This window comes from Streptococcus sp. CF8_St5-11 (genome assembly GCF_024295625.1).
Classification (GTDB): Bacteria; Bacillota; Bacilli; order Lactobacillales; family Streptococcaceae; genus Streptococcus.
In genome coordinates, this window is the sequence record NZ_JANCOJ010000003.1 from 150,840 (window position 1) to 165,801 (window position 14,962).

Sequence of the window (14,962 nt, forward strand, 5' to 3'; positions counted from 1 at the left end):
CAGATTCATATGAATTTGTAGTTTTTTAAAAAATACGATAAAGGCAGATAAAATGAGTATTCAATTTACTTCAAAAAAGGTTGGAGAGCTATTGAAAGAAGGGAATTTGCGGATTCCTTCTTATCAAAGACCTTATAAGTGGAACAGAAAGCATATTCGTAATCTTTTTTATGATTTACGAGATGCTATGGAAAAAAAGGAATATCAAGTTGGCTCTGTTATCTTTCATGATAATGGTGGATACTTAGATATTGTAGATGGGCAACAACGACTAATTTCTATTTCCTTGTTTCTTCATTCATTAGAAAAGTTAAAGGATTATGAAGGCGCTAATCAACTTTTAGGTGCTGAATTTGGAGAGATATCCTGCTATCATGCAAGCGAAAATTATAACGAGTGGGAAAATTTAACTCAATTGGTTGGTACAAGCCAGGCAAAAGATATTTGCGAATTTTTATTGGAAAATTGTTCTATTTCTTGTATCATCATGCCAGAGGAACGTTTGGCAGAAGCCTTTCAATTATTTGATTCTCAGAATAATCGTGGAAAATCTTTAGAACCTCATGATTTACTCAAAGCCTATCATCTGCGTCAACAAGACTCAGATGATGAAAAAATTGTTGAGAAATGGGAGCAGTTTGTGGAAGATGACGATTTAAGTCTGAAAGATTTATTTGATAAGCATCTTTTCCGTATGAGACGTTGGTCTAGGGGAGAAACAGGACTAACTAACAAGCGTTATGGTTCTTATCTGCGTTTTACAGAAGATTTTATTGACGATTTTAAAGGTGTTGATTTAAATCAGAATTTTCCATACCTAGAATTATATCGTCATATTGAAAACTTCCCTATGTCAATTACTATGCCAATCATAGATGGAAGCAAATTTTTTGAATATATTGAATCTGTTCATCAAATGATTAAAGATCATATAGATGTTTTAAATAAACAGTTAGGAATTTTTAATGATCCTAAGAGTGAAGAAAATGGTTCAGATTACCCTGAAGGTATGTTAAAAATTTACAATAGTTCAAAGGGGCGCTATCGCAAGTGCCACAATCTGTTTCTAAACATTTGTTCTCTCTTTGCGGAGAGATTTGGAAAAGATAAGCTATCAAAGGAAATAGTAGAAACCTTGTTTATTTGGGCTTACTACCCCCGTGTGAAGTCTCGAGCCATATATGACGCTACTGTAGGAAACTACGCTGCAGGCGGGAAGTTCAGACAAAGAGAAGTTCAAAAACTATTTCAAGTTTTAGCCCATGCTGTGACTCCGAATGATTTCATGGTTAAGATAGATAGAGAATTATTTGAAAATTATACGATGGAACAAATTATAGAAGAGGAAAAAGATAAATGGTAGAAACACATATAAGCTTATCCGTTAACCGTTTGTTAAATGAAGATACCTATGCTATTCCTCTTTATCAGAGAAATTTTGCTTGGACTTATGATGAAATTGAACAATTATTGAACGATGTGGCAGATGCTTTTCAAGAAAAGAGAGACAATTATTATATTGGAACATTAGTTGTTAATGAAGAGAATGATCTTTTCAAAATAATAGATGGGCAACAACGGACAACAGCACTTAATTTGATTGCCTTAGCTTTGAAGCATGAGTTTGGTTTTGATAGATTGAAAGCTGTCAATCTTACCTTCCCAGCTCGGAAGAAATCAAACGATAATATTCAAAAACTATTTATCAATGAAAAAATTTCTGAGGACGATGAAAATGAATTAACTAGAGGTTACAGACATGCTAAAGATGCCTTGAAAAAAGTGCTAGGAGAGCGCCAACTTGAACCTCAGCCCTTCGTTGATTATCTTTTTAATAAAGTCATCATTTTTCGTAGTATTCTTCCTAAAGATTTAGATTTGAATCTTTATTTCGAACGTTTCAATTCTCGAGGAGAACAACTAGAGGCTCATGAGATTCTTAAGGCGCAAATGATGGCTAAGTTCGGTATAGATCAAGAAATGGCTCAAAAGTTTGCAAGAATCTGGGATGCTTGCGCAGAGTTTGATAAGCCAGTAGCAAGTCAATTTAAGATGAGGCGGAAGAGGGCAGATAATTTTCAGGAGCGTGAACGTATTTTCGGATGGCACTTTTCAAATTACTCCTTTCATAATATTTATGATGACATTGATTTTTATCAAAATGAAAGAAGAAAGTTATCAGATATATTAGGAATAAAGGTCAATGAAAAAATTACAGAATCAGAAAAAGATTTTGGTGACTATACCCAAGTTATTGATTTTCCGACGTTTTTACTCCATGTATTGGCAATTTGGGAAGGTAAGGATACCAGTGAGGTTCAGTTAGATGATAAGAAACTCTTAACTCTATTTGATATAAAAAATAAAAATGAGACTTGGGTTATTGAGTTCAGTGAATTCCTTCTTAGAATGAAACATATTTTTGATAATTTCATTGTTAGAAATTCAAATATGGATTCTTCAAGCAGAAATAAGGATGAATGGTTTTTGCAGAAGGGTACTTACTATGAATACCAGCCAAATGGAAAAGCAAAAGAGCATTACATAGTTGAAGAACGCTTTACTAAGAATACATTTTCAGATTCAGAAATGAACAAAAACATCATTCTTCTTCAATCTATGTTTGCTGTGACTTTCACTGCCAATCGTGATAGTCGTTGGTTATATGAAAGTTTGCGATTCCTCTTCAACCATATTGAAGAGTTAGATCAACCGGAATTTGGTTCTTATTTTAAGGATTTTCTTGAAATAATGGCTGTAAGATATGCTGAGGGAAGATTGTTCACCGAGGAAGATATGCTCAAAAAATATGGTGATATTCCTGTTTATGCATTCAATTTTGTTGATTACATCTTATGGAAAAACCGTGAAGAATTAGGAAGGAAGTATAAAGGTGTTAAATTTGATCATTTCAAATTTGCTTATCGTCGTTCCATAGAGCATTGGTTCCCACAACATCCAAATAGTGATGAAAAAATTGAGAAAATGGATGATCAATTCTTACACTCTTTTGGGAACCTTTGTATCATTACAGATAGTCAAAATTCAAAATTTGGAAATTTAGTCCCGAGTGCAAAATATAAACAGTGGGAAGGAATTTTTGATCGTCAGAGTCTAAAGTTACAAATAATGGCTAATATAACAGAAAAAACTAAATGGGAATCGTATCAAATAAAAGGACTTGAAAAAGAAATTTTACCTATGGTCAAAAGATTCATAGAAAGTAAGTCATAAGAATTGCCTTGATCATTAATTTCAAAAGGCTATTGTATATCTAATAGATTTACAATAGCCTTCTTTTTTGTTACAATAATCAATAGAAAGAAGGTGAGAATATGTCAAAGACGAGCATGAGTATCCGTTTGGATAGTGAGGTTAAGGAGCAGGCCCAACTAGTGTTTAATCATTTAGGGATGGATATGACCACAGCTATCAACATTTTCCTCCGTCAGGCTATTCAATATCAGGGCTTACCTTTTGATGTTCGATTAGACGATCATGGGAAGTTGCTCCAAGTCGTAACGGATGTAGAGCAAAATCGGAATATGAGTCAACCCTTTGAATCAGTCTCAGACTTGATGGAGGACCTGCGTGCTTAAGATTCGTTATCATAAACAGTTTAAAAAAGATTTTAAGTTGGCAATGAAGTGTGGTTTGAAGGCAGACTTGTTAGAAGAAGTTTTGAATTTTCTGGTTCAAGAAAAAGAACTTCCTGTCAGATATCGTGACCATCAATTGACTGATTCCAAGCATTTCCAAGGTGTTCGGGAGTGTCATATCCAGCCGGATTGGCTTTTGGTTTACAAAGTAGATAAGGACGAATTGATTTTAAACTTGCTGAGGACAGGAAGTCACAGTGATTTATTTTGATGGATTCAACGATCCTCGCTCAGTTTGAGGTTGGCTAATGATAGAAAAGAAAAAAAGAGCAATACCCTGGAAGTCGGGGAAAGTCATTTCCATTCGCCTACGGAATGGCGTCTATGTCTTAGCACAAATGGTGAGAGAGCCCTATCTGGTATTTTTTAACCATTTCAAGGAGGAAAATAGCTGGAAGGGAGTGACCTTGAAAGAGGAGAATATTCTCTTTTGTAAAGCAGTCACTCGTCAGTTTCTACGCTCTAGTCCTGTAAGGATTGTCAAAGATCTTGACCCTCTCATAGATTATCGGTTACCCAAAGAATGGATTTATAGCCATATGGGAGGGCATCCGATTACGGTTTCGGTGAAGGGACGGGAGCGCCAAGTAACTGGTTTTGGCCAACGGCTTTCCTTGGTTCAGGCGGACAAGGAAAGTGGCCAAGCAGAGGATAATCCTCTAATGGGACTCTTCCAAGCCTATATCCTACCAGATATCCAAGAGCAAGATTGGGAGCGGGTCGGTCAGGCTGAGCTCATGTCTCTCGAAGTTTTTCCAACGCTCAATGAACGTCTTTATCTCTGCTCTCTCTATGGGAAAAATGTGAATCCAGAGCTAGATATCTCTTTGGGAAAGCCCTTGCCCGATGCTTATGAAACCTATCTCGATATTCTTAGCAACAGCCCAGAAGCACGACGTCTCTATCTGGGTGAGGAGGATGACTAAGAAAGGAATAGAACATGAAGGTTGACATTTTTGCAGAAGACAAACCTGCTGAAAAAGTCTTTGAGTACAAGCTAGAGGTGGCAGACAATGTGCTGCTCCTTTCCACCGCGATGATCTCAGGAGCGATTGCTCTAGCCGGCTTATTTTCAGCCTTGAAAGATTAAGGGACAGCCTCTATTTTCCTTTTGAAAATAGAGGTTTTTCAGTCCTTTCAGATCTGATAAGTGTTTTCTTTGGCACTGGATTGTGTTACAATTTTTAGTAACGATTGTTTGTGACAAGGAAATAGAAGAACAATGGATTTTCTTTCAAAAAGATGAAAAAAAGGAGAAGAGCGTGGCAAGATATTTAGTAGGGCCTTACAACAATAGTTGGAACTTTATGGATGCGATTGAAAAAGCGCAGGATGGGGATACCATCGAGTTTGAAAATGGGTATGTCTTTCAATGGCCGACAAATAAAGTGATCGAGATCGACAAGAACCTTCATTTCGTGGGGCATGTGGTCCCAAATCCAAATGGCAATGGGCGCATGTTTAACAACATCATTGAGGCTTCCTTCCGATTTGTAGAGGGAGCTCAGGTGACATTTGAAGATCTGTGGTTTAAAGTTGGTGGGAATTATACTACCTTGCTCTTATGGAATAGCTCAGATATCACCTGTAAACAGATCTATTTTGAAGCAACCACTCCAACAAATAATGAATTTTTTATCTATATGGATACGCATTCGAAGTTGACACTGGAAGGAGTCGGGATGAAGGTTCCGGAAAAACACCAAAGTGCCATCGGTATGTCCGCTTCGGAATTGTCTATTCGCAATTCAACGATTTTTTCTAAGATTGATCTGTCAGAAGGATCTAAATTGACCTTAGAAAATGTCCATATTGAAATATTTGGGAATAATACGATCCATGCCAAGGACTCAGAAGTGATCGCAAAAAATTCAACGATTACAGGCGGGGATCTGGAAAAGGACTTTCCACCAGTTTGGTTGAGGAATGTCATCTGGGAGTCTGAAAACTGTAAAATTGAGTTGCCTACTGGTACTGGGGTCTGTCTTGATAATAATGTTCAATTCAATTCGGATTCGGATCATATGACCTCCATCAATTCATACAATAGTATGATCCGAGCTCATCAAGCTACATTTTCAGAATTTTTATGCGTCTATGAAGAATCCTTTGCTTCCCTGACTGGAGAAACAACCTTCTTAAATGAGAATGCCGAAACCATTTCATTTGGCGTTTTTGATGAGAGTGTGCTGATGGCTGAGCGTATGATTTGTCATAAGATTGCGGATCCCAATATACGGCTTCAAGGTGGAGCTTTTGCGAAGGTGGGCACCGTGACCTATAGGCAGGGCGATGCGCGTGATCTGACCAAGGAAATCGAGGATGACTGTGACTATCTTGTTGGCAGAGAAGTGGCCAAGGGCAACGCGCAAGTCGTTTCTACGGGACAGGCGACGGATGCAACGGTGGCTCCAACTACCGCAAGAGACTCTGGACCAGAGAAGAAACAAGATGCTCTTCAAGAACTCAATAGCCTGATTGGTCTTGAAAAAGTTAAACATGAGATCAAGAAAATGATCAACATGGTGGAATTTAACAAGAAACGAATCGCCAGTGGCAAGGCACCTGAAAAGCAAACCTTGCATGCTGCCTTTATGGGAAATCCTGGTACAGGGAAAACCACTGTGGCCCGTCTGTTGGGACAAGTGCTCTTTGATGCAGGTGTTCTCTCAGGGGAAGAATTCCGTTTCGTGGAAGCAACGGAGTCCGATCTAATCTCTTCGAATATTGGAGGAACAGCTGAACAGACCCAGGCCCTGCTCGAAAAAGCGCGTGGGGGCATCCTCTTTATTGATGAAGCCTATAGCTTGGATAAAAAGGACAGCGGTGCGGACTTTGGGATCGAGGCGATCAATACCATCCTCAAATTTATGGAGGACAATCGCGATGACATCATGATTATCTTTGCCGGTTATACCAAGGAAATGGAGGAGTTCTTAAAGACCAATCCAGGACTCCGTTCTCGGGTGCCAAATAATTTCATCTTTGAAGATTTTACAGGAGATGAGATTGTCCAGCTGGGCGAAATGATCCTAAGCAAAGGGGACTACAAGCTCGAAGACCGGGATTACTATGCACGACATGTTAAGCGGGCTTATGATGGCTCTCTAGATAAGAGCAATGGTCGCTGGATCCGTAACCTGGATGAGCAATTGACCAAGACCATGGCAGATCGGGTGGTGGCCCAAGGTTCCGATGATATTGAGACCATCCTCAATAGCGATATCGATGCTGTCCTTAACCAAGGCAAGTACCAGGCAGGAGCCGACAAGGAAGAAGATGGGATGGCCGCCCTCAATCGTTTGGTTGGCATTGCCAAGGTGAAAGAGCAAGTGGAACAGTTCGTAGCCATGGCTGAGTTCAACCAAAAACGGGCTGAACAAGGTGGCATCGTCGAAGACACGACCTTGCACTCTCTCTTTCTTGGAAATCCCGGTACAGGGAAGACCACCGTTGCCCGCATTTTAGGCAATATCCTCTTCCAAAAAGGGGTTATCAAGCAGAAGAAATTCATCGAAGTTTCGCGGAGCAATCTGGTTGGAGGCTACCAAGGTCAAACAGCTTTGAAGACGCGTGAAGTTTTGGAGAGTGCACTGGGTGGGGTCCTCTTTATCGATGAGGCCTATACCCTCTTTACCGGTTCAAATGATGATTTTGGGAAGGAAGCTTTGGATGAAGTCCTCAAATTTATGGAGGACCACCGTCGCGATATCGTTATAATCTTTGCCGGTTACACGAAAGAGATGCATGACTTCTTGCAGGTCAATTCTGGTTTGCAAAGTCGGATCCCGACTACATTTGATTTTGAAGACTATAGTCCAGATGAGATCGTCGAGATCGGTCTGTTGGGATTGCGCAAGCAAGGCTACCAAGTCAATGAAGCTCTTTATGGAGAGATCGTCAGAGAGAATTATATGCGTGCCAATGATCATAGTAATGGTCGCTGGGTCCGCAATCTTAATGAAAAACTCTTGCGCCAAGTATCGACTCGGGTAACCCGTGAAGGTAGTACGGATTACAATTCGATTTTGGATCAAGATTTGGAAGCCTTGAGGGAGAATGGCAATTCTGAACATCCCCATACGGTAGATGATCAAGGCTATGTTCTTCCTTAAGCTAGAAGGAACAAGAAAAAGAGGCTGGGACAAAAGTCCTAGCCTCTCAATTATTTTTGGATTGTCGAGCAAGACGCAGTGGTTGAGTGGGCTCTACTACGCTGATTTCATCAGCTTTTACAGCCCTACTCAACTGTGCGGAGGTGGGACGACGAAATCGAATTCTAACGAATTACCTATTTCTGTCCCACTCTCTTTTTGCATGGACTTATGGTATACTAGGAGAAGATCATTCACTTATGAAGGAGAAAACAATGGTTTTACCAAATTTTAAAGAAAACCTCGAAAAATATGCTAAATTATTGGTTGCGAACGGCATCAACGTTCAACCTGGTCATACCTTGGTCTTGAACATTGATGTGGAACAAAGAGAATTGGCTCACTTGATTGTGAAGGAAGCCTATGCCTTGGGGGCCCACGAAGTCATTGTCCAATGGGCAGATGATTTTACGACCCGGGAGAAATTCCTCCATGCACCGATGGATCGCTTGGACAATGTGCCAGATTACAAGATTGCGGAAATGAACTACCTCTTGGAACACAAGGCCAGTCGTTTGGGTGTCCGTTCTTCTGATCCAGGTGCCTTGAACGGCGTTGATGCAGAGAAGCTTTCTGCTTCTGCCAAGGCTTTGGGCATGGCTATGAAACCAATGCGCATCGCCACTCAATCCAACAAGGTCAGCTGGACCGTTGCTGCAGCAGCTGGTTTAGAATGGGCGAAAAAAGTCTTCCCAAATGCGGCGAGCGACGAAGAAGCAGTGGATCTCCTTTGGGATCAAATCTTCAAGACCTGCCGGGTGTACGAAGAAGATCCAGTCAAGGCTTGGGAAGAGCATGCAGCTATTCTCAAGAGCAAGGCGGAGATGCTTAATAAAGAACAATTCTCAGCCCTTCATTACACAGCACCAGGCACCGATTTGACTCTTGGTTTGCCGAAAAACCATGTTTGGGAATCTGCTGGAGCTATCAATGCCCAAGGCGAAGGCTTCTTGCCAAATATGCCGACAGAAGAGGTCTTCACAGCTCCTGACTTCCGTCGTGCAGAAGGTTATGTCACTTCCACAAAACCGCTTAGCTACAATGGGAACATCATCGAAGGCATCAAAGTGACCTTTGAAAATGGAGAAATTGTGGATATCACAGCAGAAAAAGGCGATCAAGTCATGAAAGATTTGGTCTTCAAAAACAAGGGAGCGCGTGCCTTGGGTGAATGTGCCCTCGTCCCAGATCCAAGTCCAATTTCCCAATCAGGCATTACCTTCTTTAATACCCTCTTCGATGAAAATGCCTCTAACCACTTGGCCATCGGGGCAGCCTATGCAACCAGCGTAGAAGGGGGCGCAGAGTTCACAGAAGAAGAACTCGAAGCAGCCGGGCTCAACCGCTCAGACGTCCACGTTGACTTCATGATCGGCTCAAGCCAAATGGATATCGACGGTATCCGTGAGGATGGAACACGCGTACCACTCTTCCGTAATGGAGATTGGGCAATTTAAGGAGAAACTATGATTGGAAGTATGTTTGTCGGTCTTTTGATCGGACTTCTAGCTGGAGCTATCACCAATCGTGGCGAACGCATGGGATGTTTTGGGAAAATGTTCCTGGGCTGGATTGGTGCCTTTTTAGGACAATTACTCTTTGGTGCTTGGGGACCAAGCCTAAACGGTACAGCGATTATCCCATCGATTCTTGGTGCCATGATTTTATTAGCCATCTTCTGGGAAAGAGGAAGCTAGGTTTAACTTGCTAAAACAGATAGAGTGGTTGGAAATCTTCCAACCTCTTTTTTAGTCAAAACTTGATCATCAAAGTAAAATCAGGTATGATGGAAGGTATGTTCTGTTATGATTAAATAAGATAATTATGGCTGTGGTAGACTGGTGAAAAGTTAGTTTAGTTTCTCCGTCTAAGAATGAAACAGTATAGAAAGTAAGAGACATCTATGTTTAAACCCGCAAAAATCGAGTATTTACCGAAAATGAATTTTCGATATCGTTTGTTAAAAGTAGAGAATGAATGGTATTTAATGGAAGTCGATCGGCCAATTATAACAAGTTATTTTCTTCCATGGTTTACCTATTTTGTCCCTCATAAAGGTTATCAGCTAACAGAGGATGAAGTAGAAGCAATAGCTCCGAAAGTGCTTGAAGGAGATAAGAACATGCTTTCAACTCAGACTAAAGTGGGGATCTCAACACTTGGTGCTGGTTCCTTAGCAGTTTTACTAGGTAGAGCTTTTCCGATAGAGGATTATTTATATTTTACTTCCCATCTACTTAATCTAGTGTTAATGATAGTTGTTCTATTCATTGTTTTTGGGATTCGCATTTGGATCAGTATTGGGAAAAAAGTGACAGTAATAAAGCCTTCTAAGAAATCTACAAGAATGTATTGTCGCCCAGCAAAATTTAGGATAGTACTAAGAAATCTTTTATTGTTGATAGTTCCTTTGTTTTTGTCAAGTGCAATGATTTACTCAGTTTTGAGTAAAATTGAACCAAATCTAATTGTTCATATGGTCCTATTTGTTACTTCATTTATTTATTTAGCATCAGGAAACTTAGTATTATATGCTTCAGGCGATGATTATAAGGCAAAAGTAAAAAAATGAAAAGAGCAGATTAGTTTTTCTTCTAAAGTATAAAACGATCAAGAAAGGATCATTTATGTTTATGCCATCAAAAATCGAACGGTTGCCGAAAATGAACTTTCGTTATCATTTATTAAAAGTTGACGGAGAGTGGTATTTGATGGAGGTCGATCGGCCGATTATCATCACCTATTTTCTTCCGTGGTTTGTTTATTTTATCCCTCATAAAGCTTATCAGCTAACAGAGGATGAAGTAGGAGTCCTAGCTCCGAAAGTGTTTGAGAGAGACAAGAAGCATCAGAGTTTAGTGAATAACAAAATTGGGAAGACCTCGCTTGGTCTAGGTGTAACCTCCATGCTATTAGCAAGGGCGTTTCCAATAGAAAAATATCTCAATTTTACCTCTCACTTGCTTAATCTATCCTTGATGATGTTGATTTTAATTTTTGTAGTGGGACTTCGGATTTGGATGGGTAGAGGGGAAGGGATGCAGGAAATTGTGGCAGATAAAACACCTCGAAAAGTATATTGTTTTCCTGAATATGTAAAAAATATAATATTACCTCTAACAATTGCAACATCTTTTTTGATAATATTAATCGCATTATGTTATGCAGTCATCATAAATTTTAAACCTAATTTTATTTGGCATATAGGCTTATTAATTTCATCGTTAATGTTTTTTATCTCTGGGAATTTAATTTTTTATTCCCCAATCATCTCTTTCAAAGCCAAAGTCAAGTAGATCAAGTTAAGTGAAATTCAGAAGCAAGTGCAACATCCATCTGCTTTTGGATCTTAAAAGAATTTCTTAGAAAGGAGCATGTCATGAAAAACGAAAAGAAAGTCGATATTGAGCAGGCGAACAAAGTCTACTTTAAAAGTTTAGCCAATACACGCGCTTCAGCGGCTATGATGATCAATTCGTGGACAGGCGTATTTCTGTTCGCATTTGAAATCCTTTGTTTTTATTCGTATGATGTATCGAAAGGTATAAAACCATTTAGTCATTGGTTTTTTGATATCCTTGTCATCTATTGTCTTTACCAAATCATTGCATTTTTCTTGCCGTTAATGGGGGTATTTATATATAGAAGACAAGTGTTGTCAACGACTCTACTCTTATTCACCTATGCAGGAATGTTTTTATCGCTCCAAGTCATGGGCTTGCTCATCATTGTTTCTGCTCTGGCAAATAAAGAATTTGAAGTAGGTTTCCCAAAATATGGCTTCATCGTTATTCCTTTTCTTGTGATTTGTACCTTATTGGGCTTTATTTATCATCATTTTTGGCTTAAGAAGCAGTTAAAGATTGGCTTTTCACCAACTAGAACCCTGGGAAATTATTTCGCAAAATCAAGTAGTTACAGTAGCAATGCCCTAACGATCATCTTCGTCTGCTCCATGATAGGAGCGGCCCTTACGGGCTATTATGGAGTGGTGCTAGGAGTATCCGTAAGCATACTATTCAGTTACGCCTTTACTCAGTTGCTGACAGAAGTTGGTTACCTCTTGTATTTGAAAACGAAAAGCAAGGATTACTGGGAGGATGAACCTGAGGAGAATCCGACGCTGTGGGATTTGCTGTGGAAATGGTTGAAAGGCTTCAGTCTGAAAAAAGCTAAACTTCGCATTCCGTTAGAAATAGTATGCTATCTATTGATGTTTGTAGCACTTGATCATTTAGGATATGCTGATGCAAAGGTAAGACGACCAATCTGGTTGGTGTGGCTTGTCAGAATGATTACCCTAGGAATTGCCTTGGACTTCTTTATTAGCATGGTGCGCTCTATCATGCGTAAGTTTTCGAATAAAAAGCAAGGCAAAAAATAACAAAAAAATACCTAACTGAGAGTTTCCTCAGTTAGGTATTTTTGTCGGTTACGCTATTCTAAAATCAAGAGTCCTTCTTTGATTTCAAATGGGTTGTTTGGGTTGATGCGGTCATAGAACATGATGCCGTTGGTGTGGTCGATTTCATGTTGAACGACGATGGAGTTGTAGCCTTTGAGTTTGATGCGTTTCTTTTCCCCATCTTTTGTGAAATACTCAACCGTCACGCGGGCGTGGCGAACCACATAGCCTGGGACGTTGCGGTCTACAGAGAGACAGCCTTCCCCGTCGCCAAGAGCCGCATCTTGCACAGAATGGGCGACAACCTTTGGATTGTACATGACTTCTTGAAGGCTATAGGCTTCTTTTGGTGGGTTGCCATCGGCATCTTCTGGATTGGGAACCAAAACAGCGATAATCCGTTTTGAGATATCTAGCTGAGGTGCTGCGAGTCCCACTCCTCCACGGAGGCCAAGTTTTTCAGCCATGACAGGGTCTTGAGAATGGTGCAAGAATTGCATCATTTTTTCACCCAGGATAATTTCCTGATCAGACAAAGGGAAGGTCACATCTTCTGCAACAGCTCGAAGTGTGGGATTTCCTTCGCGGATAATGTCATCCATATCGATCAAATGGGACGCTCTTGTAACTTTTTCAATTGCTTTCATCGTTTTACTCTCACTTTCTTTCTACCCTCCATGATAACACAAAAGAACCTAAAATTAAAGTTATCTGTCGATGGTTTCCGCATGTTTGATGGACAAGTCATTCATCCTTTTTGCATCTAAAATCGTATAGACTCGCCCTTCTCTTTGGACTAAGCCCTCTTCGATCATCTGCTTGATGACACGGCTAAGGTGGCGGTAGCTGATCCCAAAACGCAGAGCCAGCTGGTTCATCTTGGGCTTGAGGGTCCCATTTTCATCGCAATGTTCCAGAAAATGCGTGGCGAGGCGTTCCTTGACCGAATAATGAAAGTTAGCAGGAGCCAAATAGTTGATCTGGTGCAATTTCTCAGCCAAGGTCTTGGCCGTAGAGCGCAGAAAGGTTGGATCAAGCAGGAGGCGTTTCTTAAAGTGCTGGGCTGGGAGCTGGACAACTAGCGAGTCCTGGTCTGCAATGACCGATGTAATACAGACCCGATCGAGCAGGAGCTCAATCTCTCCTAAGAGTCCAGGTTTTTCTTGGATTTCAAGGATGGTGTCGCTGCCGTTTTCAAGACTGTGGACGATCTTGAGCCGACCTTTGAGAAAATAAGGAATGACATCTTGCTCAGAGCCTTGGCGGCAGATATAATCTCCAGTCTGGTAGAGAACGAGGTCCAGCTGGCTGAGGCAGTCGCCCGGGAAAATCTGGTCCAATTGGTAGTCTGTGATGATTTCCTTGAGTCTTGTAGATGGGGAAATTTTTTTCATCTCAATCTCCTAAAATAGGACAAATGTCCTGTTTTTCTATTTCTAAATTGATTATACTAGGATTCTATTGAAAATACTAGTTTGAATCTTTTCTGAAAAAACTAGTAAAATCAAATGTTACCAGTAAAGTGTAGGAAATAAAAAATGAAAAAAACAATGGAAAGAATCAGTCTCTTGAGCTTGTCGCTCATGCTGATCTCATCCTTTTCAATTACAGCCGGTTTGCCGGCAATGAAGGCTTATTTTAGCCACTTCGGATATTCAGCAAGTCAGGTAGAACTCTTGGTTTCCCTGCCAGCCTTTGCGGTCGTGGCCATGCTCTTTTTAAATAGCCTGATCGAGCGGTGGATGAGTGAGCGCCAGATGATTGTCGCAGGGCTTTTGCTCTTTTCAACTAGTGGCCTCTTGCCTTTGGTCGTGCAGGACTATTCTCTCATCTTTCTAAGTCGTCTGATCTTTGGCTTGGGGACAGGAATGATCAATGCCAAGGCTATTTCAATTATCAGTGAGCGCTACTCAGGCAATGATAAGACTCGGATGCTGGGTTATCGGGGGTCTGCTGAAGTGGTGGGCTCCGCCATCTTGACTTTTATGGTTGGACAACTCTTACCCCTAGGCTGGCCAGCGATCTTTGCCGTATATGGTGGTGGTTACTTGATTTTACTCCTCTATATCCTTTTTGTCCCTTATCCTAAGGAGAAAAAACAGGCTAGCTTGAAGGTGAAAAAGTCAGGATCCGTCCGCCTTCGCTCCCCTCAATGGCGTTTTAGTCTAATGCTAGCTGTGATTGCTGGTATCATCATTTGCTTCAATTCTATTATTAGTCTGCGCGTGCCGGATATCATCGTTGATGCTCGTATGGGAACGGCGACAACAGCTGGAACCGTCTTGAGTCTGATGCAATTGACAGGGATTGTAGCAGGAGTGGGCTTTGCCAGTTTGACACATGTTTTCAAAAAGAACTTGCTCATGATCATGTGCTTTGGCTTCGGTCTAGCTCTGGCCTTGATTGGCTTGTCTAGCCAGCTATGGAGCTTGGTTTTAGGAACCCTCTTAGCCGGATTTACTTACAGTACGGGGGTCACCAGTATCTTCTATCACCTATCTGAAAAAATACCGACCAATCTCCTGAACCTTGCGACCTCGCTGGTCTTGATCGGCTGCAATCTCGGATCAGCCCTCTCTTCTTTCTTCATCCAGTTGGTGACGCCACTAGCTCCCTCCAATCATCTGCTCTTTGTCTGGATTGGCGCTTTGATGGTTGGAACGGGAGTCTTCGCCTCACAATTGCTAGCACGAACGAAATGATGGAGAAATCATTTCGTTTTTTTAATTCAATCTATTGCGTCC

General features: G+C 40.8%; 15 protein-coding genes. 13 read left to right on the plus strand and 2 right to left on the minus strand.

Features of this window, described 5'->3' with window-relative positions:
* Window positions 1-52 precede the first annotated feature (52 nt).
* From NMM13_RS07475 to NMM13_RS07530, 12 genes are all read left to right on the plus strand, one after another.
* Window positions 53-1,363: a DUF262 domain-containing protein gene (locus NMM13_RS07475; RefSeq protein ID WP_254728343.1), complete on the plus strand. Its 1,311-nt coding sequence runs from the start codon at window positions 53-55 to the stop codon at window positions 1,361-1,363.
* On the plus strand, window positions 1,357-3,234 hold the full coding sequence (locus NMM13_RS07480; protein WP_254728344.1) for a DUF262 domain-containing protein: 1,878 nt from the start codon (window positions 1,357-1,359) through the stop codon (window positions 3,232-3,234). The genes NMM13_RS07475 and NMM13_RS07480 overlap by 7 nt, the downstream gene beginning before the upstream one ends.
* A 101-nt stretch (window positions 3,235-3,335) precedes the next feature.
* Window positions 3,336-3,599: a type II toxin-antitoxin system RelB/DinJ family antitoxin gene (locus tag NMM13_RS07485; RefSeq protein WP_009732165.1), complete on the plus strand. Its 264-nt coding sequence runs from the start codon at window positions 3,336-3,338 to the stop codon at window positions 3,597-3,599.
* A complete protein-coding gene (locus NMM13_RS07490) occupies window positions 3,592-3,870 on the plus strand; it encodes a type II toxin-antitoxin system YafQ family toxin (protein WP_254728345.1) in 279 nt (92 codons plus the stop codon). Before NMM13_RS07485 ends, NMM13_RS07490 begins: the two co-directional genes overlap by 8 nt.
* A gap of 37 nt (window positions 3,871-3,907) precedes the next feature.
* Entirely contained in the window at window positions 3,908-4,585 is a 678-nt protein-coding gene (locus NMM13_RS07495; protein ID WP_254728346.1) for a hypothetical protein, read from the plus strand.
* Between the two features lie 14 nt (window positions 4,586-4,599).
* Entirely contained in the window at window positions 4,600-4,749 is a 150-nt protein-coding gene (locus NMM13_RS07500; RefSeq protein ID WP_254728348.1) for a hypothetical protein, read from the plus strand.
* A gap of 172 nt (window positions 4,750-4,921) precedes the next feature.
* Entirely contained in the window at window positions 4,922-7,774 is a 2,853-nt protein-coding gene (locus NMM13_RS07505) for an AAA family ATPase (RefSeq protein ID WP_254728350.1), read from the plus strand.
* A gap of 254 nt (window positions 7,775-8,028) precedes the next feature.
* Window positions 8,029-9,270 (plus strand): aminopeptidase, encoded by a 1,242-nt coding sequence (locus NMM13_RS07510; protein WP_254728352.1) that lies wholly within the window; start codon window positions 8,029-8,031, stop codon window positions 9,268-9,270.
* Window positions 9,271-9,279: 9 nt separating this feature from the next.
* A complete protein-coding gene (locus NMM13_RS07515; protein ID WP_003010011.1) occupies window positions 9,280-9,510 on the plus strand; it encodes a GlsB/YeaQ/YmgE family stress response membrane protein in 231 nt (76 codons plus the stop codon).
* A 206-nt stretch (window positions 9,511-9,716) separates the two neighbouring features.
* Entirely contained in the window at window positions 9,717-10,385 is a 669-nt protein-coding gene (locus tag NMM13_RS07520) for a DUF443 family protein (protein WP_254728354.1), read from the plus strand.
* A 61-nt stretch (window positions 10,386-10,446) separates the two neighbouring features.
* On the plus strand, window positions 10,447-11,109 hold the full coding sequence (locus NMM13_RS07525) for a DUF443 family protein (RefSeq protein WP_254728356.1): 663 nt from the start codon (window positions 10,447-10,449) through the stop codon (window positions 11,107-11,109).
* 83 nt (window positions 11,110-11,192) lie between these two features.
* Entirely contained in the window at window positions 11,193-12,197 is a 1,005-nt protein-coding gene (locus NMM13_RS07530) for a hypothetical protein (protein ID WP_254728358.1), read from the plus strand.
* A 53-nt stretch (window positions 12,198-12,250) separates the two neighbouring features.
* Here the strand turns inward: NMM13_RS07530 and def are convergent, their stop codons facing one another.
* Window positions 12,251-12,865, minus strand: a complete 615-nt coding sequence (gene def, locus NMM13_RS07535; protein WP_003004253.1) for a peptide deformylase — start codon at window positions 12,863-12,865, stop codon at window positions 12,251-12,253.
* Between the two features lie 60 nt (window positions 12,866-12,925).
* Window positions 12,926-13,612, minus strand: coding sequence for a cyclic nucleotide-binding domain-containing protein (locus NMM13_RS07540; RefSeq protein WP_254728360.1), 687 nt, complete (start codon window positions 13,610-13,612; stop codon window positions 12,926-12,928).
* Window positions 13,613-13,756: 144 nt separating this feature from the next.
* Between NMM13_RS07540 and NMM13_RS07545 the strand changes: the two genes are divergently transcribed.
* The gene (locus NMM13_RS07545) at window positions 13,757-14,920 is read left to right on the plus strand and encodes an MFS transporter (protein WP_254728362.1); all 1,164 of its coding nucleotides are present in this window, start codon (window positions 13,757-13,759) and stop codon (window positions 14,918-14,920) included.
* Window positions 14,921-14,962 lie beyond the last annotated feature (42 nt).